General features: G+C 62.9%; 24 protein-coding genes. 10 read left to right on the top strand and 14 right to left on the bottom strand.

Going from position 1 to position 21,428, the window contains the following annotated elements:
- Positions 1 to 94: 94 nt before the first annotated feature.
- The 5 genes from ACFPWW_RS25040 to dnaN form a co-directional block, all read right to left on the bottom strand.
- Positions 95 to 382 carry a DUF1330 domain-containing protein gene (locus ACFPWW_RS25040; protein WP_113498982.1) on the bottom strand — a complete coding sequence of 96 codons (288 nt, stop codon included), beginning with the start codon at positions 380 to 382 and terminating at the stop codon, positions 95 to 97.
- Positions 383 to 405: 23 nt separating this feature from the next.
- Positions 406 to 1,113: an orotidine-5'-phosphate decarboxylase gene (gene pyrF / locus ACFPWW_RS25035; RefSeq protein WP_112565223.1), complete on the bottom strand. Its 708-nt coding sequence runs from the start codon at positions 1,111 to 1,113 to the stop codon at positions 406 to 408.
- A gap of 6 nt (positions 1,114 to 1,119) precedes the next feature.
- Entirely contained in the window at positions 1,120 to 1,701 is a 582-nt protein-coding gene (locus ACFPWW_RS25030; RefSeq protein WP_112755342.1) for a histidine phosphatase family protein, read from the bottom strand.
- A complete protein-coding gene (gene pmtA, locus ACFPWW_RS25025; protein ID WP_112565227.1) occupies positions 1,702 to 2,295 on the bottom strand; it encodes a phospholipid N-methyltransferase PmtA in 594 nt (197 codons plus the stop codon).
- 111 nt (positions 2,296 to 2,406) lie between these two features.
- On the bottom strand, positions 2,407 to 3,525 hold the full coding sequence (gene dnaN / locus ACFPWW_RS25020; RefSeq protein ID WP_112565229.1) for a DNA polymerase III subunit beta: 1,119 nt from the start codon (positions 3,523 to 3,525) through the stop codon (positions 2,407 to 2,409).
- A 247-nt stretch (positions 3,526 to 3,772) separates the two neighbouring features.
- Here dnaN and rsmI point away from each other — a divergent pair, with 247 nt between their 5' ends.
- The 5 genes from rsmI (at position 3,773) to ACFPWW_RS24995 (ending at position 8,506) form a co-directional block, all read left to right on the top strand.
- A complete protein-coding gene (rsmI, locus tag ACFPWW_RS25015; RefSeq protein WP_377313672.1) occupies positions 3,773 to 4,684 on the top strand; it encodes a 16S rRNA (cytidine(1402)-2'-O)-methyltransferase in 912 nt (303 codons plus the stop codon).
- Positions 4,677 to 5,045, top strand: a complete 369-nt coding sequence (locus tag ACFPWW_RS25010) for a YraN family protein (RefSeq protein ID WP_112754003.1) — start codon at positions 4,677 to 4,679, stop codon at positions 5,043 to 5,045. Before rsmI ends, ACFPWW_RS25010 begins: the two co-directional genes overlap by 8 nt.
- Positions 5,046 to 5,180: 135 nt before the next feature.
- Complete coding sequence (locus tag ACFPWW_RS25005) at positions 5,181 to 5,693, top strand: cupin domain-containing protein (RefSeq protein ID WP_377313670.1); 513 nt, start codon at positions 5,181 to 5,183, stop codon at positions 5,691 to 5,693.
- Between the two features lie 96 nt (positions 5,694 to 5,789).
- Entirely contained in the window at positions 5,790 to 6,737 is a 948-nt protein-coding gene (gshB, locus tag ACFPWW_RS25000) for a glutathione synthase (RefSeq protein ID WP_112565237.1), read from the top strand.
- A 248-nt stretch (positions 6,738 to 6,985) separates the two neighbouring features.
- Positions 6,986 to 8,506, top strand: coding sequence for a YifB family Mg chelatase-like AAA ATPase (locus ACFPWW_RS24995; protein WP_377313668.1), 1,521 nt, complete (start codon positions 6,986 to 6,988; stop codon positions 8,504 to 8,506).
- A gap of 200 nt (positions 8,507 to 8,706) precedes the next feature.
- Here ACFPWW_RS24995 and cysK read toward each other — a convergent pair whose 3' ends face one another.
- A complete protein-coding gene (cysK, locus tag ACFPWW_RS24990; protein ID WP_112565240.1) occupies positions 8,707 to 9,669 on the bottom strand; it encodes a cysteine synthase A in 963 nt (320 codons plus the stop codon).
- A 142-nt stretch (positions 9,670 to 9,811) separates the two neighbouring features.
- Complete coding sequence (locus ACFPWW_RS24985) at positions 9,812 to 10,429, bottom strand: LysE family translocator (RefSeq protein WP_377313666.1); 618 nt, start codon at positions 10,427 to 10,429, stop codon at positions 9,812 to 9,814.
- A 232-nt stretch (positions 10,430 to 10,661) separates the two neighbouring features.
- Between ACFPWW_RS24985 and ACFPWW_RS24980 the strand changes: the two genes are divergently transcribed.
- The gene (locus tag ACFPWW_RS24980; protein WP_112565243.1) at positions 10,662 to 11,180 is read left to right on the top strand and encodes a Dps family protein; all 519 of its coding nucleotides are present in this window, start codon (positions 10,662 to 10,664) and stop codon (positions 11,178 to 11,180) included.
- Positions 11,181 to 11,183: 3 nt separating this feature from the next.
- Here the strand turns inward: ACFPWW_RS24980 and ACFPWW_RS24975 are convergent, their stop codons facing one another.
- The gene (locus ACFPWW_RS24975; protein WP_377313664.1) at positions 11,184 to 12,098 is read right to left on the bottom strand and encodes a DMT family transporter; all 915 of its coding nucleotides are present in this window, start codon (positions 12,096 to 12,098) and stop codon (positions 11,184 to 11,186) included.
- Between the two features lie 111 nt (positions 12,099 to 12,209).
- Between ACFPWW_RS24975 and ACFPWW_RS24970 the strand changes: the two genes are divergently transcribed.
- A complete protein-coding gene (locus ACFPWW_RS24970; RefSeq protein WP_377313662.1) occupies positions 12,210 to 12,662 on the top strand; it encodes an Lrp/AsnC family transcriptional regulator in 453 nt (150 codons plus the stop codon).
- Positions 12,663 to 12,735: 73 nt separating this feature from the next.
- On the opposite strand, the gene dut is transcribed toward ACFPWW_RS24970, so the two are convergent.
- Positions 12,736 to 13,206 (bottom strand): dUTP diphosphatase, encoded by a 471-nt coding sequence (gene dut, locus ACFPWW_RS24965; RefSeq protein WP_112705123.1) that lies wholly within the window; start codon positions 13,204 to 13,206, stop codon positions 12,736 to 12,738.
- Between the two features lie 90 nt (positions 13,207 to 13,296).
- On the opposite strand from dut, the gene ACFPWW_RS24960 reads away from it, so the two are divergent.
- Positions 13,297 to 14,880, top strand: coding sequence for a peptide chain release factor 3 (locus tag ACFPWW_RS24960; RefSeq protein ID WP_112565250.1), 1,584 nt, complete (start codon positions 13,297 to 13,299; stop codon positions 14,878 to 14,880).
- Here ACFPWW_RS24960 and ACFPWW_RS24955 read toward each other — a convergent pair whose 3' ends face one another.
- Positions 14,881 to 15,774: a LysR substrate-binding domain-containing protein gene (locus tag ACFPWW_RS24955; RefSeq protein WP_377313660.1), complete on the bottom strand. Its 894-nt coding sequence runs from the start codon at positions 15,772 to 15,774 to the stop codon at positions 14,881 to 14,883. It abuts the gene before it with no gap.
- A 113-nt stretch (positions 15,775 to 15,887) separates the two neighbouring features.
- Here ACFPWW_RS24955 and ACFPWW_RS24950 point away from each other — a divergent pair, with 113 nt between their 5' ends.
- Both ACFPWW_RS24950 and tsaA read left to right on the top strand, forming a co-directional pair.
- On the top strand, positions 15,888 to 16,595 hold the full coding sequence (locus ACFPWW_RS24950) for a glutathione S-transferase family protein (protein WP_377313658.1): 708 nt from the start codon (positions 15,888 to 15,890) through the stop codon (positions 16,593 to 16,595).
- Between the two features lie 218 nt (positions 16,596 to 16,813).
- Positions 16,814 to 17,323 carry a tRNA (N6-threonylcarbamoyladenosine(37)-N6)-methyltransferase TrmO gene (gene tsaA / locus ACFPWW_RS24945; RefSeq protein ID WP_112565256.1) on the top strand — a complete coding sequence of 170 codons (510 nt, stop codon included), beginning with the start codon at positions 16,814 to 16,816 and terminating at the stop codon, positions 17,321 to 17,323.
- Positions 17,324 to 17,326: 3 nt separating this feature from the next.
- On the opposite strand, the gene ACFPWW_RS24940 is transcribed toward tsaA, so the two are convergent.
- From ACFPWW_RS24940 to ACFPWW_RS24925, 4 genes are read right to left on the bottom strand one after another with little or no spacing between them, the layout of a single operon-like run.
- Positions 17,327 to 17,536 carry a TOBE domain-containing protein gene (locus ACFPWW_RS24940; RefSeq protein ID WP_112565258.1) on the bottom strand — a complete coding sequence of 70 codons (210 nt, stop codon included), beginning with the start codon at positions 17,534 to 17,536 and terminating at the stop codon, positions 17,327 to 17,329.
- Positions 17,537 to 17,596: 60 nt separating this feature from the next.
- Entirely contained in the window at positions 17,597 to 18,970 is a 1,374-nt protein-coding gene (gene otsA, locus ACFPWW_RS24935) for an alpha,alpha-trehalose-phosphate synthase (UDP-forming) (RefSeq protein ID WP_112565260.1), read from the bottom strand.
- A gap of 38 nt (positions 18,971 to 19,008) precedes the next feature.
- Positions 19,009 to 19,806 carry a trehalose-phosphatase gene (gene otsB, locus ACFPWW_RS24930; protein ID WP_377313656.1) on the bottom strand — a complete coding sequence of 266 codons (798 nt, stop codon included), beginning with the start codon at positions 19,804 to 19,806 and terminating at the stop codon, positions 19,009 to 19,011.
- A gap of 48 nt (positions 19,807 to 19,854) precedes the next feature.
- Positions 19,855 to 21,393, bottom strand: coding sequence for a S10 family peptidase (locus ACFPWW_RS24925; RefSeq protein WP_377313654.1), 1,539 nt, complete (start codon positions 21,391 to 21,393; stop codon positions 19,855 to 19,857).
- Positions 21,394 to 21,428: the final 35 nt, after the last annotated feature.

Raw genomic sequence — 21,428 nt, 5'->3', positions numbered from 1 at the left:
GGCTTTGGAATGCTGTGATTGTTCTCGTCTTAGCCGAATACCGCCGCGACGAAAAGGGCCATCGCGCCGCAGTTTTCACCCGTTCGAAACTGGCTCAGACGCCTTCGACCACGACCATTTCCGCATCGGCAACTTCCTGGCGGATTTTGGCGGCGGCCTGGTATTCCGGCGAATTATAGCAGTCGATGGCATGCTGCATCGAGGGAAATTCGATGACGACATTGCGGGCGCGCGCCTTGCCTTCGAGCTCGGTGATCGCGCCGCCGCGGGCGAGGAAGTTCGCGCCATATTTTTCGAAGGCGGGCTTGGCGGTTGCGACATAGTCCTTGTAGCGCTCGAGGTCGCGTACATCGACGCGGGCGATCCAATATGCCTTGGCCATTCTTGTCTCCTTCAGCGGATCTGTCAGCGGTTTGCCGGCCAGAGCGCGGCGACCATTTCATTGAGGATTGCCCGCGCCGCTTCCCGCGGCTCCGGCGCCTTGACGATCGGGCGGGCGACGACGAGATGGGTGGAGCCGGCTTTCAGCGCATCGGAAGGCGTCATCACCCGCTTCTGGTCGCCCTTCTCCGCGCCCGCCGGACGGATGCCGGGCGTGACGATGGCCATATCAGGGCCGATAATTTCGCGGACAGCGGCCGATTCCTCGGCCGAGCAGACGATGCCGCCCATGCCGGCCGCCCGCGCCTGTTCGGCCCGGCGTGCAACCAGCGTTTTCGGATCGAGCTGATAGCCGGCCTCGACAAGGTCTTCGGCATCCATCGAGGTCAGTACGGTCACGCCGAGCAGGCAGAGCCCGGAGCCCTTCGCCGCCTCGACCGCCGCCTTCATCGCTTTCGGATAGGCATGCAGCGTCAGCATAGACATGCCCATCTTGGCGATGTTCTCGACGCCGGATGCGACCGTGTTGTCGATATCGAGCAGCTTCATGTCGAGGAAGATCTTCTTGCCGCTGGCGGCAAGCTCACGGGCAAATTCCAGCCCGCCGGCAAAGACGAGCTGGTAGCCGATCTTGTAGAAGAGAATGTCGTCGCCGAGCGTGGAAACCAGTCTTTCCGCTTCGCCAATCGTTGGAACATCCAGCCCGACGATCAACCGCTCGCGTGCGTCCATCTCAAATCATCCCCGCCAGTCTTCGATGGGTGTCCAGTCGCATGATAAACGCCGGTCCGCAAGACCGAAAGCATAGAGATTGCCGCCGCCGCCCGGCTGGTCGCGATCGCGCGCGATCGGCGCGCCCATCAGATGGCACTTGAGCAAGGTCCCGACGCCGCCGTGGCCGACAAAGGCGATCGGCGCATTCCGGTCATGCGAGGAAAGGATGGTCTCGACCGCGGAGACGATGCGGGCCTGTGCGTCGGCGGCCCGCTCCCAGCCCCTGAAGCTCTCCTGCGGATGGGCGAAAAACCAGTTGGCCGCCTCTTCGAACTTGTCCGGCGGCAGGAAGCCCGTGGCGGAGCGGTCGTTCTCATGCATGCCGTGCACGATCTCGATTTTCGTGCCCGATGCCGCGGCCAGGATTTCCGCCGTCTCGATCGCCTTCGTCTCGTCGCTGCAGACGATGCGGGCAAGCCGCCTGGCCCAGTCGCCGGAAGCGGCCTTGCGGGCGCGTTCCGCGCCGAGGTCGGAAAGCCCCCATTTGGGAACGGGAACCTCAGGGTCGATCTTGACCTGAGGATGCGTAATATAAAGTCCAAACATTTATGCGCGCCTATAGATCCAGAGTTGGGCTGGAGGAATATTGCGCACGATGAAATCAAAATGATGAATGCTGTAGCGATCGGCATTGGCGACGATCGGCGAGACCGGCCCGTAGGAGATCTGCACCATCGGCCGGCCGGCCGGCATGCGGTCGAGCAGGCTTTCCAGGAGCGCGATGCGCGCCTGCATGGGGAAGTTCAGCAGCGGTATGCCTGAAATGACGCTGTCGAACTTCTGGTCCTTCAGCGATCCCAACGTTTTGTCGAGATCGAAGGCGTCGCCGTTGATGAAGGTGACGCCGGGATAAAGCTGCACCAGGTGCTGGTAAAAGTCCGTCGAATATTCGATGGCGACGAGCTTTTCCGGCTTCACGCCATGCGCAAGGATCGCCTTTGTGATTGCGCCCGTGCCGGGACCGAGTTCGAGCACCGGCAGGCCCGATTGCGGATTTGCGACACTCGCCATCTTGCGGGCGGTGATCGAGGATGTCGGAACGATGGAGCCGACGGTCTTCGGCCCCTGCATCATGCCCTTGAAGAAGCGGATCTCCTCGTCAAATTTCCTGCCGAGCCGTTCCTTGAGCCGCAATGCCATGCCATCCTCCCATGCCTGCCGTTCAACTCTCCCTTAATTGCAGGAGGATCAAACAAAAACAAGGGGAGATGTCGCGATCAGGAAAGTTTCAGGCAGGAAAACGACGCGCGTTTACACGCGCATCGGCATCAGGACATAGAGAGCGTCGTCACCGGCCGTGTCGCGCACGAGTGTCGGCGAACCGGCATCGGCAAGCAGGAAGATCGCCTCGTCGCCGGAAAGCTGCGCGGTGATGTCGAGCAGGTACTTGGCGTTGAAGCCGATTTCCATCGGATCCGTATCGTAGCCGACGGCGACTTCTTCCGTGGCGCTGCCGGAGTCCGGATTGTTGACGGTCAGCAGCAGCTGGCCGTCGGAGAGCGCGAGCTTCACGGCGCGGCCGCGCTCGGACGAAATGGTGGAGACGCGGTCGACGGCCTGGGCGAAGCTCGTGCAGTCGACGCGCATTTCCTTGTCGTTATTGGACGGGATGACGCGCTGATAATCCGGGAAGGTGCCGTCGATCAGCTTCGAGGTCATGACGATGGAGCCGATCGTAAGGCGGATCTTGGCGTCGGAGACTTCGACGGTGACGATGGCGTCAGGCGTATCAACGAGCTTCTGCAGTTCGCCGACCGTCTTGCGCGGAATGATGATGCCCGGCATGCCTTCCGAGCCCGAAGGCGCATCCACGTCGGCGCGGGCGAGGCGATGCCCGTCGGTCGCAACGGCCCGCAGCTTCAAGTCGCCCTTGCTTTCGATCGTGTGGAAGAAGATGCCGTTGAGATAGTAGCGGGTTTCTTCGGTCGAGATGGCAAACTGCGTGCGGTCGATCAGCATCTTCAGGTCGCTTGCCGTCAGTTTGAAGGAATGCGTGAAGGTACCGGCGGTCAGGTCCGGGAAATCGGATTCCGGCAGGCACTGCAGCGAGAATTTCGAGCGGCCCGACTGCACGTTCATCGAGCCGCCGTCCTGCGTAGTGGCGAGCAGCACCTCGGCGCCGTCGGGAAGCTTGCGCACGATATCGTAAAGAAGATGGGCCGGAACGGTGGTGGCGCCCGCCTGCTCGACATTGGCAGGCGTCGCTTCGGTAATTTCCAGGTCGAGGTCGGTCGCCTTCATGTCGAGGTTCTGCCCGTCGGCCTTCAGGAGCACGTTGGACAGGATCGGGATGGTGTTGCGGCGTTCGACCACGCGGTGGACGTGGTTCAGCGACTTCAAAAGGTTTGACCGCTCAATAGTAATACGCATGGGATGCTACCGCTTTCGACCTTTACTACCGGGGCGCAGGAAGCGCCGCGTCACTGCTTTCCCCTTCGGCAAAGGGGAGTGGACGGGCAAAATGGCAGAACTTTGCCAGCGAATGCAAGAGGCATGGCGGTCCAGGGGCCTGCAAATGCCGTTTTGTAATGCAATGCTCACAGAAATCGCGGCCCCTTGTCGAAGCGGCGCCGCTCGCCCATAAAGGGAAGAGGCCGGCGGGACGAAAGCGAGTGACATGACGCAAGAGACGACAGCGGAAACCGGCGCCCGGCGCGGCTTCCGTCTGCACAATATCGCGGTGCCGGCGCGCCCGCTGGAGGCGGCCCTCTATCTCGTCGCCACGCCGATCGGCAATCTCGGCGACATCACGCTTCGGGCGCTGGAAACGCTCGCCGGTGCCGACGTCCTGGCCTGCGAGGACACCCGCGTCACCCGCGTCCTGCTCGACCGCTACGGCATCCAGAACCGCCCTTTCGCCTATCATGAACACAATGCCGACGAGGCCGGTCCGCGTCTGCTGCTGGCGCTGGAGGCCGGCAAGTCGGTGGCGCTCGTTTCCGACGCCGGCACGCCGCTCGTTTCCGACCCCGGCTATCGGCTGGCGCAGCAGGCAATCGAGGCAGGGTATCGTGTCGTCCCCATTCCCGGCGCCTCCGCGCCGCTTGCCGCCCTTGTCGGTTCCGGTCTGCCGAACGACGCCTTCCTCTTTGCCGGTTTCCTGCCGACCAAGGACAAGGCGCGTCGCGACCGCCTCGCGGAATTCGCCAATGTGCCGGCCACGCTGCTCTTCTTTGAATCGCCGCATCGTATCGGCGCAACGCTTCTGGCCGCAGCCGAAGTGCTCGGCGGCCGCCAGGCGTCGGTCTGCCGGGAACTGACGAAGACCTACGAGGAATTCCGCCGCGGCACGCTTGCCGAACTCGCCGCCCATTACGAAGAGCGTGACAATGTGAAGGGCGAAATCGTGCTCGTCATCGGCCCGCCGAAGGACGAGCCGGCGAGCGAGACCGACGTCGAGGCGGTTCTCGCCGATCTTTCAAAAGCCCTGCCGACCGCCAGGGCGGCGACGGAGGCCGCCCGCCTGACCGGTCTGCCGCGCAAGGTGCTCTATCAGAAACTTCTCGACATGAAGGCCGCGGATGGCTGACGGCGAGGCCACGCTCCGCAGGAAAAAGGCGCTGCGCCGTGGCTCGGCGGCGGAATATATCGCCGCCCTTTTCCTGATGCTGAAGGGCTACCGCATCCTCGCCCTGCGCTACAGGACGAAACTCGGCGAGATCGATATCATCGCCCGCAAGGGCGATCTTGCCGTCTTCGTCGAGGTCAAGGCGCGCGCGGATGAAATGGGCGCGGTGGATGCCGTCTCCTACACGTCTCAAAATCGGATCCGGGCGGCGAGCGATCTTTGGCTCGCGCGCCAGCGTGACTATGCTCTTCTGTCGCAACGCTATGATATCATTGCGATATTGCCGGGAAAACTGCCGCGCCATTTCCCGAATGCCTTTTAGGGGTCGCGAAATTCCGCACGCGTCTGGAGGCTCGCGCGCAAGGCTTCGTTAAAATTTTAGCGTCTGCTTGAACGGGCTTTTATGACTCTTTTGTTATCCACGCCTCAGCTAGGGGTAGCAAACTGGGGGATAGAGATGGCCTGGAAGATGATGCTCGCAAGCGCTGTCGCAATGGCTGCGCGATCCGTGCCTTATGCTGCGCTGAAACCGACAGGTCAAACGTTCGTCGCGCACGCCAGCGACGACATGGTGCTGAAGTCGACGCCCATCAACCCGGACTGGATCATCAGCGGCAATCCGCAGGCGCGCACGGCAGAACATTCCCGCGGCCACGACGAGGCAGCGCTCACGGCGATCTGGGATTGCACGGCAGGCGAATTCCGCTGGCGTTTCGGCTGGGACGAGACGGTCATGATCCTCGAAGGCGAGGTGCACGTTACGACCGAGGACGGCCTTGAGCGCACGCTGCAGGCAGGCGATGTCGCCTTCTTTGCCGGCGGCACCTGGGCGAACTGGCGGGTGGACAATTACGTCCGCAAGGTTGCCTTCCTGCGCAAGCCCTTCCCGAAGCCGCTCGCCATCGCCTACCGCCTGCGCAACCTCTTGCGCAGCAACGGCAGCAACGGCAGCGCCGGCATCGCCGCCTGAAAATAGCGCCCGCGCAGATGCCGGAAGCCATTGATTGCCGTTGCGTTTGAGGCCTGACCGACCTACATCTGGGCGGCATCAGCTCAAGGGACGGAAATGGCCAAGATCAAGAACGTAGCGGTCCAGATGGACCATGTCTCCGGCATCAATATCGCGGGCGATTCGACCTTCGCCATGAGCCTCGAAGCGCAGGCGCGCGGCTACAGGCTCTTCCATTACACACCTGAGCGCCTGAGCTTTCGCGACGGCACGCTCTATGCGTCCGTGGAGCCGATGGTGCTGCGCGACGTCAAGGGCGACCATTTTGAGCTCGGCGCGCCGGAGCGCATCGACCTCTCGACGATGGATGTCGTCCTCTTGCGCCAGGACCCGCCCTTCGACATGGCCTACATCACCTCGACTCATCTTCTGGAACGCATCCATCCGAAGACGCTCGTCGTCAACGATCCGGCCTGGGTGCGCAACTCGCCGGAGAAGATCTTCGTCACCGAATTTTCCGACCTGATGCCGAAGACGCTGATCACCAAGGACCCCGGCGAAATCCGCCGCTTTCGCGACGAGATGGGCGATATCATCCTGAAACCGCTCTACGGCAACGGCGGCGCCGGCGTCTTCCATTCCACCAGGGACGACCGCAACCTGTCGTCGCTGCTCGAAATGTTCGGCCAGCTTTTCCGCGAACCTTTCATCGCCCAGCAATATTTGCCCGACGTGCGCAAGGGCGACAAGCGCATCATCCTCGTCGACGGGGAGTTTGCCGGCGCCATCAATCGCGTCCCGGCCGAGCATGACAGCCGCTCCAACATGCATGTCGGCGGCCGTGCCGAGCCGACCGAACTGACGGCGCGCGAAAAGGAAATCTGCGAGCGCATCGGTCCGGCCCTGCGTGAACGCGGCTTCCTGCTTGTCGGCATCGACGTGATCGGCGATTACATGACCGAGATCAACGTCACTTCGCCGACCGGCATCCGCGAGGTGAAGAAGTTCGGCGGCGCGGATATCGCAAGCCTGCTGTGGGATGCGATCGAGCGCAAACGCGGCTAGGACAGGTCCGGCAAGCGTCCGTAGCGCTTGGCCGAAACAGGGAGAGAGCATTTGCGCGGTCCGGGGATCGAAGAAAATGCTCAGCCTGTTCCGCCTTTGATCGCCTTCGTTCCGACTTTGCAACCGGCCGCAATTCGATTGCAGCGGAAGGCTGAATCTGTTCGCTTATCGTTCTTGTTTTATTCCGCATTCCGTGCAAGATTGTGACCGCCTTCATAGGCGGGGCATGAAGATTACGAGGCAGGGGCATGGTCGCGCGCGTCAGCACGGTTGCATTTCAGGGGATTGAAGGTGTCCCGGTGGAGGTCCAGGTCATGGTCGCCCCCGGCAAAATGGGGATGCAGATCGTCGGCCTTCCGGACAAGGCGGTTGCGGAGAGCCGCGAGCGGGTGCAGGCGGCCTTGCACGCCTCGGGGCTGGCGCTGCCTGCAAAACGTGTGACGGTCAACCTTGCGCCTGCCGACCTTCCCAAAGAGGGCAGCCACTTCGATCTTCCCATCGCGCTCGGGCTGATGGCGGCGCTCGGCGCCATTCCGGCGGATGCCCTGGCCGACTACGTCGTCGTCGGCGAACTCAATCTCGACGGCACGATCGCCGCCATCGCCGGCGCCCTGCCGGCCGCTATCGGCGCCAATGCCACCGGAAAAGGGCTGATCTGCCCGGCCGAAAGCGGCGCGGAAGCCGCCTGGGCGGGATCCGAGGTCGATATCCTGGCGCCGCGCAGCCTGATCGCGCTGGCCAATCATTTCCGTGGCACGCAGATCCTGTCGCGCCCGGAACCGTCCATCCGTCCCAACGCCGCAAACCTTCCCGATCTCGCTGAAATCAAGGGGCAGGAAAGCGCCAAACGGGCGCTGGAAGTGGCCGCTGCCGGCGGCCACAACCTGTTGATGGTCGGGCCGCCCGGTTCCGGCAAGTCGATGCTGGCATCAAGGCTGCCTTCCATCCTGCCGCCGCTCTCGGCGGCCGAACTGCTGGAAGTTTCGATGATCCATTCGATTGCCGGTCAGCTCTCGGGCGGCAAGCTCTCGGACCGCCGGCCTTTCCGCACGCCGCATCATTCGGCGACCATGGCAGCCCTCATCGGCGGCGGCCTGCGCGCCCGCCCGGGCGAAGCTTCGCTTGCCCATCACGGCGTGCTTTTTCTTGACGAGTTTCCCGAATTTACCCCGCAGGTGCTCGATGCCTTGCGCCAGCCGCTGGAAAGCGGCGAATGTGTCATCGCGCGCGCCAACCACCGGGTTTCCTATCCGGCGAGGATCCAGCTTGTCGCGGCGATGAACCCGTGCCGCTGCGGCATGGCGGGCGAACCCGGCCACACCTGCGCCCGCGGCCCGCGCTGCATGAGCGATTATCAGGCCCGCATTTCCGGACCGCTGATGGACCGCATCGATATCCGCATCGATGTGCCGGCCGTTTCCGCCGCCGACCTCATCCGGCCGACGGCGGCCGAGGCGAGCGCCGATGTCGCCCGCGCCCGTGCGATCCAGCGCGAGCGTTACGCTTCGGCAGGTGCTGCGGCTGTTTCCACCAATGCCGGATGCTCCACCTCGATGATCGAGAAATTCGCCGAGCCGGATGCGGCAGGATTGCAGTTGCTGCGCGATGCCGCAGACAAGATGAAGTTCTCGGCGCGTGGCTATCACCGCGTCCTGAAAGTCGCCCGTACGCTCGCCGATCTCGATGGCAAGGATACGGTTGGCCGTATTCATCTGGCAGAAGCGATCTCCTATCGTGTTGCCGGCGAAAGGCTGCCGGCAGCGGCGTGATATAGGCGAATAGAGAGTGGCGAATAGCGAATAGAAAAGGCTTGCCCGACACCGACGGGACATCCACCTTTCGCTATTCGCTATTCGCTATTCGCTATTCGCTATTCGCTATTCGCTATTCGCTATTCGCTATTCGCTATTCGCTATTCGCTATTCGCTATTCGCTATTCGCTATTCGCTATTCGCTATTCGCTATTCGCTTAGCTTCCCAACCCCTCAAACAACGCCGTCGAGAGATACCGTTCCGCAAAGGACGGAATAATGACGACGATGGTCTTGCCGGCATTTTCCGGGCGGCGACCCACTTCGATTGCGGCCGTCAGCGCAGCGCCAGAGGAAATGCCGACCGGCACGCCTTCGAGCCTGGCGACCAGCCGGGCCTGCTGGAAGGCCTCGTCATTGCTGACGGTGACGACCTCGTCATAGATGCTGGTGTCGAGGATCTTCGGCGCAAAGCCGGCGCCGATACCCTGGATCTTGTGCGGGCCGGGCGTGCCGCCCGACAGGACCGGCGAGTCGGCCGGCTCGACGGCAACGACCCGAATATCCGGCTTGCGGCTCTTCAGCACCTGGCCGACGCCGGTGATCGTGCCGCCCGTGCCGATGCCGGCAACGAAAATATCGACCTTGCCGTCCGTGTCGTTCCAGATTTCCTCGGCCGTCGTCTTGCGGTGGATTTCCGGATTGGCCGGGTTTTCGAACTGCTGCGGGATGACGGCGTCGGGAAGCGAGGCGGCAAGTTCTTCGGCCTTGGCGATCGCGCCCTTCATGCCCTTGGCGCCTTCCGTCAGCACCAGTTCGGCGCCGAGCAGCGCCAGCATCTTCCGGCGCTCGACGGACATCGTCTCGGGCATGGTGAGGATCAGCCTGTAGCCCTTGGCGGCAGCCGCGAAGGCAAGCGCAATGCCCGTATTGCCCGATGTCGGTTCGATCAGCACGGTCTTGCCGGGCGAGATCTTGCCCTGCGTCTCCAGGCTCTCGATCATCGCGACGCCGATACGGTCCTTCACCGAGGCGATCGGATTGAAGAACTCCAGCTTGGCGAGGATGTTGGCGACCGCGCCCTTCTCCTTGGCAAGCTTGTCGAGGCGAACGAGCGGCGTGTCGCCGATTGTATCGGTAATGGAGGAATAGATGCGGCCGCGGCCCGGTTTGTGCGACATGGTGCTCTCCCTTTGAAATCCATTCTGAAATCTGTGGAAACAATAGGGTCAAACCGGCGGTGAGACCAGAGTGGCTTCATCCGCCCACCGCTCGAGCCAGAGAAAAAATCCTTTGAAAACCGTCCGTTGCCGAATGTTTATTTCAGGCTGCGCGCGTGGCGATGAAGGCGGCCGTGCCCGCCAGGATACTGGCGGCGACCCGGTTCAGCGCCTGCAGGGCGCGCGGTTGCTTCAGCATCGTGCGGGCGCGCGAGGCAAGCAGCATATAGGGAATGAGCACGATCATCAGCACCGCGAAGGTGACGGCGAGCAGCATCAGATATTCGCGCATGCCGATGCTGTTGAGATCGATCAGCGTCGGCACCAGAGCCACGTAAAAGAGCATGGTCTTCGGATCGCCGAGCGTCACCAGCAGGCCGGACAGGAAGGACATGCCGGCACTGCCCGATTTCCTCGCGGAGATATCCTGCGGCAGCAGGCCGGCGGTCCAGAGCTTCCAGGCGATGTAACCGAGATAAAGCGCGCCGGCGATCTTGATGACGAGGAAGATCTCGGTGAAGGTCTGCGCCACGAAGGCGAGGCCCAGGATGACGGCGGTAAGGTAGGTCATGTCGCCGAGCACGAGGCCGAGGCCCATGAAGAAAGTCTCGCGGAAGTTCGAGCCGAGCGCACGCGCGACGATCGCCGTGATCCCCGGTCCGGGAATGGCGGCGGCGATGAACAGGGCGCCGGCATAGGCGATCAGGGCGGTAAGGCTCATCTTCAGTTCCAAGCGGTTGCCTGGCCTTCCTATAGGCGCTTGCCGCAGCCTGCATCAATCGCCTGACGCTGATCCGTCCATAACCATAAAGAATAGGTCGGTTGAACGATGATCTACTTGGAAAGCGATGTTGCCTTGCTATTTTCCCCTTACACGCGGCCGCAGACACGGCCCGCCGCCGCTTCCCCCAGGCCGTCGGCGCAAACGATTTTCATCACCAAGGAGAGAATGCATGTCGCCTACCTCAGCCGAAGCCCGCAGACGTTCGCCGCTCAAGACACCCTCCGACCTGCCGACCAATGCGATCACCGACATCTCGGCCGCGCTGACGGCATTGCTTGCCGATGTTTTTGCGCTCTATGTGAAGACCAAGAACTTCCACTGGCACATGTCCGGCCCGCATTTTCGCGACTACCATCTGTTGCTTGACGAGCAGGCGGAGCAGATCTTCGACATGACGGACGAGGTTGCCGAGCGTGCCCGCAAGATCGGCGGCACGACGCTGCGTTCGATCGGCCAGATCGCCCGCCAGCAGCGCATTCCGGACAATGACGCCGATTATGTCACGCCCGAGGACATGCTGTCGGAGCTGCGCGAAGACAATCTCCACCTCGTCTCCATCCTGCGCGAGGTGCATGCAGTCTGCGACGAGCACAATGACGTCGCGACCGCCAGCCTGATCGAGAACTGGATCGACCAAAGCGAACGCCGCACCTGGTTCCTGTTCGAAACGACGCGCCAGGCCAAGTAACGTTCAGCCTCTCGCCGCCGGCAGGCGCATCAGTCTTGCCGGCGACCAGCCGAGATTCATGCCGGCGGCGGCAAGCAGAATGATTGCCGCCCCGGCAATCTGCATCGGCTGCAGCGCGTGGCCGAAAGCGAGGCGATCGACCAGGATGGCGGCAACGGGGTAGATGAAGGAGAGCGCGCCCGTCAGATGCGTCGGCAGCTTCTGGATCGCGCCATAGAGCAGCACATACATCAGCCCGGTATGGATGACGCCGACGGCGATCAGGATCAGCCACGAGCCCGTATCGGCCGGAAGAGCCGTAAAATCGGTCATGGGCGCCAGCATGAGGATGCCGGTCGAAACCTGGATCAGCGCGATCAGGTGCGGTGGCGTGCCGCGCAGCCATTTGGCAGCCAGCGCGGCCAGCGCATAGAAGAAGGCGGCGCCGAGCGCCAACAGAATGCCGAGACCGTAACTGCCGGAGACGGCATCGGCCTGCGGTTTCGCCTCGACGATCGCCGCCATGCCGGCAAAGGAAAGCCCAAGCCAGAAGAGCTTTGTGCCGGTGATCTTCTCGCCGAGAAAGAGTGCGCCGAGCGCAAGCAGCATGAAAGGCTGGGTATTGTAGACGGTCGTCGCGATCGAGATCGACGCATGCGAATAGGAAGCGAACAGCAGAAGCCAGTTGGCAACAATGGCGATGCCGCCGAGGACAGCGATAGCGAGCGAACGCAGGCTGATGATACCGGGCCTGAGCAGGCCGAGCGCCGTGCAGACCACAAGCAGGGTCAGCGCGCCGAAGAAGCAGCGCCAGAAGACCACGCCGCTGACCGGCTGGCCTGACATCACGACGAACCAGCCGATCGTTCCCGAGATCAGCATTGCTGCCGTCATCTCCGCCGTGCCTCTTCTGATTTCACTCTGCATCGCGCTCTCCATCCGTTAGCGGGAAATTGTATTGCGGCAGCGCAGCAATATCTATAGAATAAGAAAGGGAACGGCTGGATAAACCTAATCTTGTTAGGAGTTTTTGCCATGTTGGCTAACGAGATGCAGGCAGTCGACGATATTGACCGCGCAATGATAGAGGCATTGGCGGGAAATTCTCGTATTTCCCTAAAAGAGCTCGCCCAGGCAGTCGGGCTTTCCTCGCCGAGCGCGGCGGAGCGTCTGCGCCGGCTCGAGGATCGCGGCGTCGTGACGCTTTTCACCATCGATCTCGATCCGGCGGCGATCGGCTACCCGCTTCAGGCGATCGTGCGGGTGCGCCCGCTGCCCGGTCAGCTCCACATCGTCGAGCGCATTATTCAGGATACGCCGGAGTTCATTGAATGCGACAAGGTCACGGGGGACGATTGTTTCATCGCCCGCCTCGTCGTTCGCTCCATGGCGGAACTGGACAACATCCTCGACAAGGTCGCCGAGAGGGCGGAGACCAATACGTCGATGATCAAGTCCTCGCCGGTCAAGCGCCGCCTGCCGCCATTGATCCGGAAAAGATAGTCTCAGAAATCCGCCCAGGCATCGGCCGCTGAAATAATCCGGTCGAAAATGAGGCCGGCCGGCTCGGTGGCGTTCATACGCCAGTCGAACCGAAGCCGCCGGCGCCGCGTTCGGTTTCGGTCGTCTCCAGGGCTTCTGTGATCCGGGCCTGAACGAAGGGCGCAATCACCATCTGCGCGATACGCATGCCGCGCGTGATGGTGAAATCCTCCTCGCCGTGATTGACGAGGATAACCTTCACTTCGCCGCGATAGTCGCAGTCGACGGTGCCGGGTGCATTGAGGCAGGTGACGCCGTTCTTGGCGGCAAGGCCGGAGCGCGGACGCACCTGGCCTTCGAAACCCTCGGGGATTTCGAAGACGAAGCCGGTCGGAACGAGCGCGCGTTTGCCGGGCGCCAGCATCAGCGGCTTGTCCGCGTCGATCGCCGCGCGCAGATCCATGCCGGCGGCACCGCGCGTTTCATAGGCGGGCAGATCGAGGCCTTCGCCGTTCGGCAGGCGGATCAGATTGAGGCTCGGGCGGGTGTCGGTGTGAATGGTCATGGCGCATTACTTCGTGCCCAAAGCCGCAAGGTCAATTGCAATGGCGCGCTTTAATCGCTAGATACGCGGCAATTCCACAGGATTCACATCATGGCCGAAAGTCTCGCCGAGGCGGTCTCCCGCCGCCGCACATTCGCTATTATCGCGCACCCGGACGCGGGTAAGACGACGCTCACCGAAAAGCTGCTGCTGTTCGGCGGCGCCATCCAGCTCGCCGGTGAAGTGAAGGCGAAGAAGGACCGCATGCAGACCCGCTCGGACTGGATGAAGATCGAGCGCGAACGCGGCATCTCGGTCGTCACCTCGGTCATGACCTTCGAATATGAAGGCAATGTCTTCAACATTCTCGACACGCCCGGTCACGAAGACTTCGCCGACGATACCTACCGCACGCTGACGGCGGTGGATGCCGCCGTCATGGTCATCGACGCCGCCAAGGGTATCGAGCCGCGCACGCTGAAATTGTTCGAAGTCTGCCGCATGCGCGACATTCCGATCATCACCTTCATCAACAAGATGGACCGCGAAAGCCGCGACCCCTTCGAAATCCTCGATGAAGTCGAGGAGAAGCTGGCGCTGGACACGGCCCCGGTCACGTGGCCGATCGGCCGCTCGAAGACCTTTTGCGGCTCCTATCACCTGAAGGAAAATACGGTTCGGGGCTCCGATACCGAAGTTGCCGTCACGCCGGTCAACGGCCCGCAGAGCGTGGCCGACCGCCTGCCGGAAAACGAGCGCGACGCCTTCATCGAAGAGGTGGAACTGGCCATCGAAGCCTGCCGTCCCTTCGATCGGGAATCGTTCCTCGAAGGCCATATGACTCCGGTTTTCTTCGGCTCTGCGCTGCGCAATTTCGGCGTTCGCGACCTCATCAATGCGCTCGGCGCCTTTGCGCCGCCGCCGCGCGACCAGGTGGCCGATGTCAGAACCGTACATGCCGCCGAAGACAAGATGACCGCCTTCGTCTTCAAGATCCAGGCGAACATGGATCCCAACCATCGCGACCGCATCGCCTTTGCCCGCATCTGCTCGGGCAAGCTGGAGCGCGGCATGAAGGCCCGCCTTGCGCGCACCGGCAAGCAGCTTGGCCTGACCGCCCCGCAGTTCTTCTTCGCCTCGCAGCGCCAGCTGGCCGATACCGCCTTTGCCGGCGACGTGGTCGGCATTCCGAACCACGGCACGCTGCGCATCGGCGATACGCTGACGGAAGGTGAAAGCCTCGTTTTCCAGGGTGTGCCGAACTTCTCGCCGGAAATCCTGCGCCGCGTGCGCCTGGAAGATGCCATGAAGGCCAAGAAGCTGAAGGAAGCCCTGCAGCAGATGGCGGAAGAAGGCGTGGTCCAGCTCTTCCAGCCGGAAGACGGTTCGCCCGCCATCGTCGGCGTCGTCGGTGCGCTGCAGCTCGACGTCCTGAAGGAGCGGTTGATGGCCGAATACGGCCTGCCCGTTTCCTTCGAAATGTCCCGCTTCTCCGTCTGCCGCTGGGTCTCCTCCGACCAGGCTGCGGAACTTGACAAGTTCCTGACCGTCAAGCGTGGCGATATCGCCCGCGATCTCGACGGCGACCCGGTCTTCCTGGCCCAGGACGGTTTCTCGCTGCGTTACGAGGCGGAGCGTTATCCGGCCATCAAGATGGCGGCGATCAAGGAATATCACGCCGCCAAGGCGGCCTGATCATCCTGCCAGCCGTTCGGCCAGAAATTCGACGACCGCGCGCACGGAAGGCAACTGCCCGCGCCGGTGCGGCATGAGGATCGTCGTGGTGACGCTGCCGGCCGTCCAGTCGGGCAGCAGCCGCACCAGCCTTCCGTCCTTCAGGGCGTCGTTGCAGACCGATGTCGGCAGAATGGTCATGCCCATGCCGGCCGCGGCCGCTTTCAGCAGAACCATCGGCTCGTCTGCCGCCGCGACGGGGCGAGGCGCCACCACGGCCTCGGCGCCGTCCTGCGAGACAAGGCGCCATCGCTCGTCGGACAGGCTCGGCATGACCGCCCTGTGGTCGGCGATATCCTCGACCCGCTCGGGCTTCCCATATTGCGCTATATAGTCCGGCGAAGCGACGAGCAGGAACGGATGAACCGCGATCCGGCGCTGCACGAGCGTCGAATCTGTAAGCGGGAAACGGTGGCTGCGCAGCGCAAGATCGAAGCCTTCCTGGACGATATCGACGAAACGGTCCGTCACATGCAGCGACACCTTGAGTTTTGGATAGCGCACTGTCAGTTCGGCCAGATGCTCGGCGAGCATGAATTGCGCCGTCGGCACGGCTGCCGTCAGCCGGACGGTGCCGCTCGGCTCTCCCAGCCGGTTGCGCACGATACTCTCGGCCATTTCCGCTTCGATGATCGAGGCCTGCGCGTGGTCGAAGACGTCCTTGCCGATCTCCGTCAGGGCAAAGCTGCGTGACGTGCGCTGGATCAGCCGCACGCCAAGCCTCTTTTCAAGTTCCGCCACCCGCTTGCTGACCGTCGATTTCGGAATGCCGAGGCGGCGGCCTGCCTCCGTGAAGCTGCCGCCTTCCACCGCCTGCACGAAGAGATGGAGGTCGTTGAGGTTGAAGACGGTCACGTTCGGCTTCCATATTTGTGGACTTTGAGGTGCATTATTGCTGTCTATCACCAGATCGTCCACGAAATCATATTGGCCGGGTCAACAAATTCTTGATGCAAGGACCCCCGACAATGTCACTCACACTCTTTTACGGCGTGCCGGAAGGCTGCTCCTTCGGTTCCATCGTCGCGCTGGAATGGTCCGGTCTGCCGTACCGTCTCTGCCGCGTTCAGATGCCCGAGGTCGTCTCCGGTGAAGATTACCGGCATATCAACGTGGTCGGCGAAACGCCGTCGTTATTGCTGCCCGATGGCCGGCTGATCAGCGAAAGCATGGCGATCCTGAACTGCATCGGCGCACGCTTGATCGACAAGGGCCTGGGCTTTGCGCAGGGCACGGCGGAGTTCGACCGTCTGAACCAGATGCTCGCCTATCTGAACACCAGCTTCTTCAATGCCTTCAGTGCGCTCTGGCATACGGCCGAGCATGAACTGGAACCCACCGAAAAGCAGGTTCTCGTGGCCTATGGCAAGGCCAAGGTGGAGAAGGCCCATCACATGCTGGAGCGTCTGCTTGCCGGCCGCAAATGGCTGCTGGGGGACGGGCCGGGCATCGCCGATGCCTATTTCACCGGTATCGCCCGCTGGAACGAATTCCACAAAGCCGTCGATATCGGGCTCTTTCCTGCCGTGAACGAACTCTATCAGCGCATGCAGCAGGAACCCGCCGTTCGCTTCGCGCATGCGATCGAACATCAGGAAAAGGCGGAAAGTATCGGGCGCTTCCTCGGCGAAATCGATCTGGATGAAGCCCTCGGCCTGCTGCGCCGGGCCGCTTGATGGTGTCGTGCCGCCCTGCCCGGTCGGGGCGGCATCTCATCCGGCGTGAAGGGGGGCGAAAACCGATGTGGCGCTCTCGACCTATCTCGATCGACCGGTCCAGGCCGAGATGACGACGGACTGGCCGGAAAACCCGCCACCGGCCTGAGAGCCGAAGCGCTGTATTCCAACTGCTATAACGTCGTGCCATAGTGCCGTTCCTGAAGGGAGAGCAGCCGATGGTGAGAGAAAACGAGATCCGCGAAAACGAGGTCGCCCTCGAAAATCCGCCCGATCACAGCGATGCCGGCCTCGTTTTCATCGGCCGCATTTTCACACCCTGGACGTCGCGCATGGAAACGCCGCGTCAGGGGCGGCATGACGGGCCGCTGTGCCGCATCGAAATCTTTGATCCCTGGGTGCCGGCCCTGCAGGGCGTTGCAGCTTTCGAGCGCCTGGAGGTGCTCTATTGGCTGCACCAGTCGCGGCGTGATCTGCTCTTGCAGAGCCCGGCCCGCAACGGCAAGACGCATGGCACCTTTTCGCTGCGCTCGCCGGTTCGGCCCAATCCGATCGGCACGTCCATCGTCAAGCTGGAAGCGGTCGAGGGCAGCGCGGTGCTGGTGCGCGGCCTGGATTGCCTCGACGGCACGCCGCTCCTCGACCTGAAACCGGACCGGGCGCTCTTCACGCCCATCGCCCCGCCGCAGCCGGGCGATTTCCAGACTGGCGATATGTCCATGCCATGAGGCTCAGTCGACGGCCACCATCACGTCGGAAGCCTTGACGACCGCATAGGCTTCGGCGCCGGCCTTGAGGCCGAGTTCGTCCACGGCCTCGTTGGTGATCGAGGCGGTGACGATGGCGCCGTTGCCGATGTCGATGCGGACATGGGCTGTCGTCGCGCCCTTCACCACATCCACGACTCTGCCCTTCAGGCGGTTGCGTGCACTGATCTTCATGGAAATCCTCCGTTTGCGTATCGGCGAGATTATCCGCCGGCGGGCGCGTCCGTCAAACCTTCAGGCGGCGAGATCGTTGAGGAAGTCGTCGCACCAGCGCGAGACGTCGTGCGCCAGAAGATGGTTCATCATCCGCCGCCAGCGCTCGCGACGCTCCTCGAGCGGCATATTGAGGCCGCGCGCCAGCGCATTGGACGTGCCGACAATGTCGTAGGGATTGACGAGCAGGGCGCCGTTCAGTTCGCGCGCCGCTCCGGCAAAGCGGGAAAGGACCAGCACGCCCGGATCATCGGGATTCTGCGCGGCGACATATTCCTTGGCGACAAGGTTCATGCCGTCGCGCAGCGGCGTCACGAGCCCCACCTTGGCGAGCCGATAGAGGCCGGCCAGCACAGGCCGGCTGACGGAGCGGTTGATATAGCGGATCGGCACCCAGTCGACCGTGCCGAGCGCGCCGTTCACGCGGCCGGCCTGTTCGGCGACCATGCGCTGCATCGCCTCGTATTCGGGAACTTCGGAACGGGATTTCGGCGTGATCTGCAGATAGGTGACTTTGCGCTGATGCGCCGGGTTGTTGGTGACGAAATGTTCGAACGCGTCGATGCGCTGGGTAATGCCCTTGGAATAGTCCAGCCGGTCGACGCCGATGATGAGGCTGCGGTTTTCGATGCTCTGCTGTGCCTTCAGCACCATGCTGTGGCTGCCGGCCCTCCGGGCGAATTCCGCAAACGCGGCCGTCTCGATGGCGATCGGATAGGCTCCGCCGCGGAACCTGCGCTCACCGGCCGTGAAACGCCCTTCGCCGGCCATGTCGCCCATCCCCTCGCGTCGCAGGCAGCCCGCGAAATTTTCCAGGTCGTGATCGGTCTGGAAGCCGACGAGATCGTAGGCGGCGAGCCCGCGCATGATCTCCTCGTGGACAGGCATGGCGAAGAGTACGTCGGCCGGCGGCCAGGGAATATGCAGGAAAAAGCCGATCCTGTTCTTCAGCCCCATCTGCCGAAGCTCGGCGGCAAGCGGGATCAGGTGATAGTCGTGCACCCAGATGATGTCGTCAGGCTTGACCAGCGGCGCCAGCCGATGGGCGAAGAAGCGGTTGACGCGGAAATAGCCGGCCATCTCCGTGCGCCCATATTCCGCAAGATCCAGCCGGTAGTGGCAGATCGGCCAGAGCATGCGGTTGGCGAAGCCGAAGTAATATTCGTCGACATCCCTGGATGTCAGGTCGGTCAGCGCATAGGTGATGTTGCCGCGTTCTTCGATCGCAAGCGGGCCGGGCTCTCCGTCGTCATCCACCTTGCCCGACCAGCCCATCCAGACGCCACCGCGCTTCTCAAGGGCTGCCTCCAGCGCCACGGCAAGCCCGCCGGCAGATGCAGCCCCTTTCTTCTCCGGAACAGGCACCCGGTTTGAAACGACGACGAGGCGGCTCATGGCAAATTCCTTTCACTGAAATAATGGCAGCAACGCAATCAGCCGGCAAAACGTGCGACGATTTCGCGGACCGCAGCCGCCGAAGACAGAAAGCCGCGCGCGGCGGTTTCGCGCGAAGGGGCGCCGACGCGGATCGAATAGCCGCCAAGCCGGTTCGCCGTGCCGAACATCGCCTCATCGGTCAGGTCGTCGCCGATGGCGATCGGGCGGCGGCCGAAAAAGGGCGGGTTTTCGAGAAAGCGTTCCAGCGCGTCCCCCTTGTTGGCTCCGGCAGGCCGGATTTCGAGAACCATCTTGCCGTGCTGCAGCGTCCATTCCGGCCCTGCGCGATCCGCCAAACGCTGCATCAGTTCGATCAGTTCCGCCTGTCGCGCCGGCGCAAGCCGGAAATGGGCGGCGACGGCTGCGTCCTTGTCCTCGATGAGAATGCCGGCCCAGCCTGCCGTTTTTGCCCGCAGCTCGGTTTTCAGCCTCTCGAACTCGCCCGTCGGCTCCACCCTGGAGATGCTGCCGTCAGGGCTGCGCCGCTCGGCCCCGTGCAGTCCGGCGGTCGGAAACTGGAAAGGCGCGAAGAGGCGGTCGGCATAGGAAAGTCCGCGCCCCGTCACCAGAGCCAGCGCGCCACCGAGCCTGCGCGAGAGCGCGTCAAGCTGTGCAGGCAGCGATGGCGGCACGATGATCTCGTCCGGCGTCGGCGCAAGATCGAGGAGCGTGCCGTCTATATCGAGGAAGAGGGCACCGTTCGGAAGATAAGAAGAGAGCGTGGAGAAGGTCTCGTCCTGTCGGGAAGCGCTGCCGGATAGCGGAGCTTCTGATAGCCGATTGCTGTTCGTCATGCCGGGGAAACTAGGTCAGCACGCTCCTCCGGCAACCCTTCGTCGCGTTCAATCCGCCGGCGTGCCGGCCGGATGCCCGGCATAAAAGGCCTTCGCATCCGCCGTGAAAGCGGCGCGCTGGCCGGCGGTCGTGTAGAACATATGCCCGCCGCGGTAGAGCTTCAGCGACACGCGATTTTCCGCAAGGGACGGCGGCAGGTGATCGACCACATAGCGGCTGACGCCGTAAGGCGTCACGAGATCGCTGTAGCCATGTGCGATCAGCAGGTGGAAGGACGGGTTGGAGGCGAGCATCTGCCTGATGTCGTCGGTGGCGCTCGCCTGGAAACGCGAACCGCCGCCACGGCCGCTGCCCCATTCCCAGCGACGGCTGACATCGTTTTCGAGCAGCGTATAGGTCATCTCCGTCTTGAACCCGAGCTCGTTGCGGGCATAGTCGGCAAAAGCGCCGCCATAGGCGCGGGTAAAGCCGTCAAGGATCGCATCGTCGCCCCGGTCGTAATCGGATTCCGGATAGGGGTCGGGCGTCGCGAAGGCGGCATCGTAAGGGCTCATCACCTTGCCCGCCTCGTTGCCGGAATGTTTGGCATAGGCATCGCCGAGAAAACCGCGATTGCGGGTGACGATATCCTGCGGGATGCCCGTCAGAGCGGAGACCTTGGCGTAGAAGGCCGTTGCCGCATCGCCCGCCGGTGCGGGGCCGGCAAGCGTCGTCAGATATTCGCCAAGTGCGAAACGCTCGGCATCGCGCTGGCCGGATTCGCTGAAGCTCTTGCGCCGGTCGGCTTCGGCGGCTGCCAATGAGGGCAATTCCAATGCGGCACCGAGGGCGAACTGGTCGGCATTGAACATCAGCTGACCTTCAAGCAGCGGCGAAAGCATGACGGTGCCGGCGATGATGATGCCCTGGCTCTGCTGCAGCGCCGAGGCGACCTTGGCGGCGCGAAAGCCGCCATAGCTTTCGCCAAGCAGGTATTTCGGCGAATTGGCGCGGTTGTTGTGGGCGACATAGAGGGCGATCGCCTTCGCCATCGTCTGTGCGTCGGAGCCGACATTGTAATAGTTCGAGGCGTCGTCCGCCTTCACGGTACGGCTCCAGCCGGTGCCGATCGGGTCGATCAGCACGAGGTCGGTAAAATCGAGCCAGCTATGCGGGTTGTCGACAAGCTTCGCATTGGCGCCGTCGCGTCCGTCCGGCCCGAAATCCAGAACTTTGGGACCGACGAGGCCGAGATGCAGAAAGGCCGAGGCAGCCCCCGGTCCGCCATTGAAAGCGAAGGTGATCGGTCGGTCCGGCCCCGCATCCCTGGCAATGTAGGCGGTATAGAAGATCGCAGCGTTCTGCCCGCCATCCTGTCCGAAGAGGTCGAGCGTGCCCGCGGTCGCCGTGTAGGCGATCCTCCGGCCCTCCGCCGTCGTCAACTCATGCGCGGTCACGGAATCTGCAGGCAGCAGCTTGAGTACCCCCTCGCGCACGGCGCTCTGCTGGGCGGGGGCGCGGCGTTCCGCGGCCTCCTGCGCGAAGGCCAGGCCCGGCGCGAGTGCGGCAGTCAGCGAAGCAATGAAAAGCAGGGATCGCAAGCGCAAGTCAATCTCCTCCGGCGGGTCGGAATGCGGCTGAG

This window comes from Rhizobium sp. GCM10022189 (genome assembly GCF_042656325.1).
Classification (GTDB): Bacteria; Pseudomonadota; Alphaproteobacteria; order Rhizobiales; family Rhizobiaceae; genus Rhizobium.
The sequence above is the reverse complement of the archived record's forward strand: the minus strand, read 5'-3'. Positions and strand labels throughout refer to the sequence as shown.

Bases quoted from the DNA above. Each gene is read 5' to 3' on its own strand.
- ACFPWW_RS24980 (WP_112565243.1), top strand. From the start codon at position 10,662: ATGTCGCCTACCTCAGCCGAAGCCCGCAGACGTTCGCCGCTCAAGACA.
- ACFPWW_RS25005 (WP_377313670.1), top strand. From the start codon at position 5,181: ATGGCCTGGAAGATGATGCTCGCAAGCGCTGTCGCAATGGCTGCGCGA.
- gshB (WP_112565237.1), top strand. From the start codon at position 5,790: ATGGCCAAGATCAAGAACGTAGCGGTCCAGATGGACCATGTCTCCGGC.
- dnaN (WP_112565229.1), bottom strand. From the start codon at position 3,525: ATGCGTATTACTATTGAGCGGTCAAACCTTTTGAAGTCGCTGAACCAC.
- tsaA (WP_112565256.1), top strand. From the start codon at position 16,814: ATGGTGAGAGAAAACGAGATCCGCGAAAACGAGGTCGCCCTCGAAAAT.
- pmtA (WP_112565227.1), bottom strand. From the start codon at position 2,295: ATGGCATTGCGGCTCAAGGAACGGCTCGGCAGGAAATTTGACGAGGAG.
- ACFPWW_RS25040 (WP_113498982.1), bottom strand. From the start codon at position 382: ATGGCCAAGGCATATTGGATCGCCCGCGTCGATGTACGCGACCTCGAG.
- ACFPWW_RS24995 (WP_377313668.1), top strand. From the start codon at position 6,986: ATGGTCGCGCGCGTCAGCACGGTTGCATTTCAGGGGATTGAAGGTGTC.
- otsA (WP_112565260.1), bottom strand. From the start codon at position 18,970: ATGAGCCGCCTCGTCGTCGTTTCAAACCGGGTGCCTGTTCCGGAGAAG.
- ACFPWW_RS25010 (WP_112754003.1), top strand. From the start codon at position 4,677: ATGGCTGACGGCGAGGCCACGCTCCGCAGGAAAAAGGCGCTGCGCCGT.
- ACFPWW_RS24960 (WP_112565250.1), top strand. From the start codon at position 13,297: ATGGCCGAAAGTCTCGCCGAGGCGGTCTCCCGCCGCCGCACATTCGCT.
- ACFPWW_RS25030 (WP_112755342.1), bottom strand. From the start codon at position 1,701: ATGTTTGGACTTTATATTACGCATCCTCAGGTCAAGATCGACCCTGAG.
- dut (WP_112705123.1), bottom strand. From the start codon at position 13,206: ATGACCATTCACACCGACACCCGCCCGAGCCTCAATCTGATCCGCCTG.
- rsmI (WP_377313672.1), top strand. From the start codon at position 3,773: ATGACGCAAGAGACGACAGCGGAAACCGGCGCCCGGCGCGGCTTCCGT.
- ACFPWW_RS24940 (WP_112565258.1), bottom strand. From the start codon at position 17,536: ATGAAGATCAGTGCACGCAACCGCCTGAAGGGCAGAGTCGTGGATGTG.
- ACFPWW_RS24970 (WP_377313662.1), top strand. From the start codon at position 12,210: ATGCAGGCAGTCGACGATATTGACCGCGCAATGATAGAGGCATTGGCG.
- cysK (WP_112565240.1), bottom strand. From the start codon at position 9,669: ATGTCGCACAAACCGGGCCGCGGCCGCATCTATTCCTCCATTACCGAT.
- ACFPWW_RS24985 (WP_377313666.1), bottom strand. From the start codon at position 10,429: ATGAGCCTTACCGCCCTGATCGCCTATGCCGGCGCCCTGTTCATCGCC.
- pyrF (WP_112565223.1), bottom strand. From the start codon at position 1,113: ATGGACGCACGCGAGCGGTTGATCGTCGGGCTGGATGTTCCAACGATT.
- otsB (WP_377313656.1), bottom strand. From the start codon at position 19,806: ATGACGAACAGCAATCGGCTATCAGAAGCTCCGCTATCCGGCAGCGCT.
- ACFPWW_RS24950 (WP_377313658.1), top strand. From the start codon at position 15,888: ATGTCACTCACACTCTTTTACGGCGTGCCGGAAGGCTGCTCCTTCGGT.
- ACFPWW_RS24975 (WP_377313664.1), bottom strand. From the start codon at position 12,098: ATGGAGAGCGCGATGCAGAGTGAAATCAGAAGAGGCACGGCGGAGATG.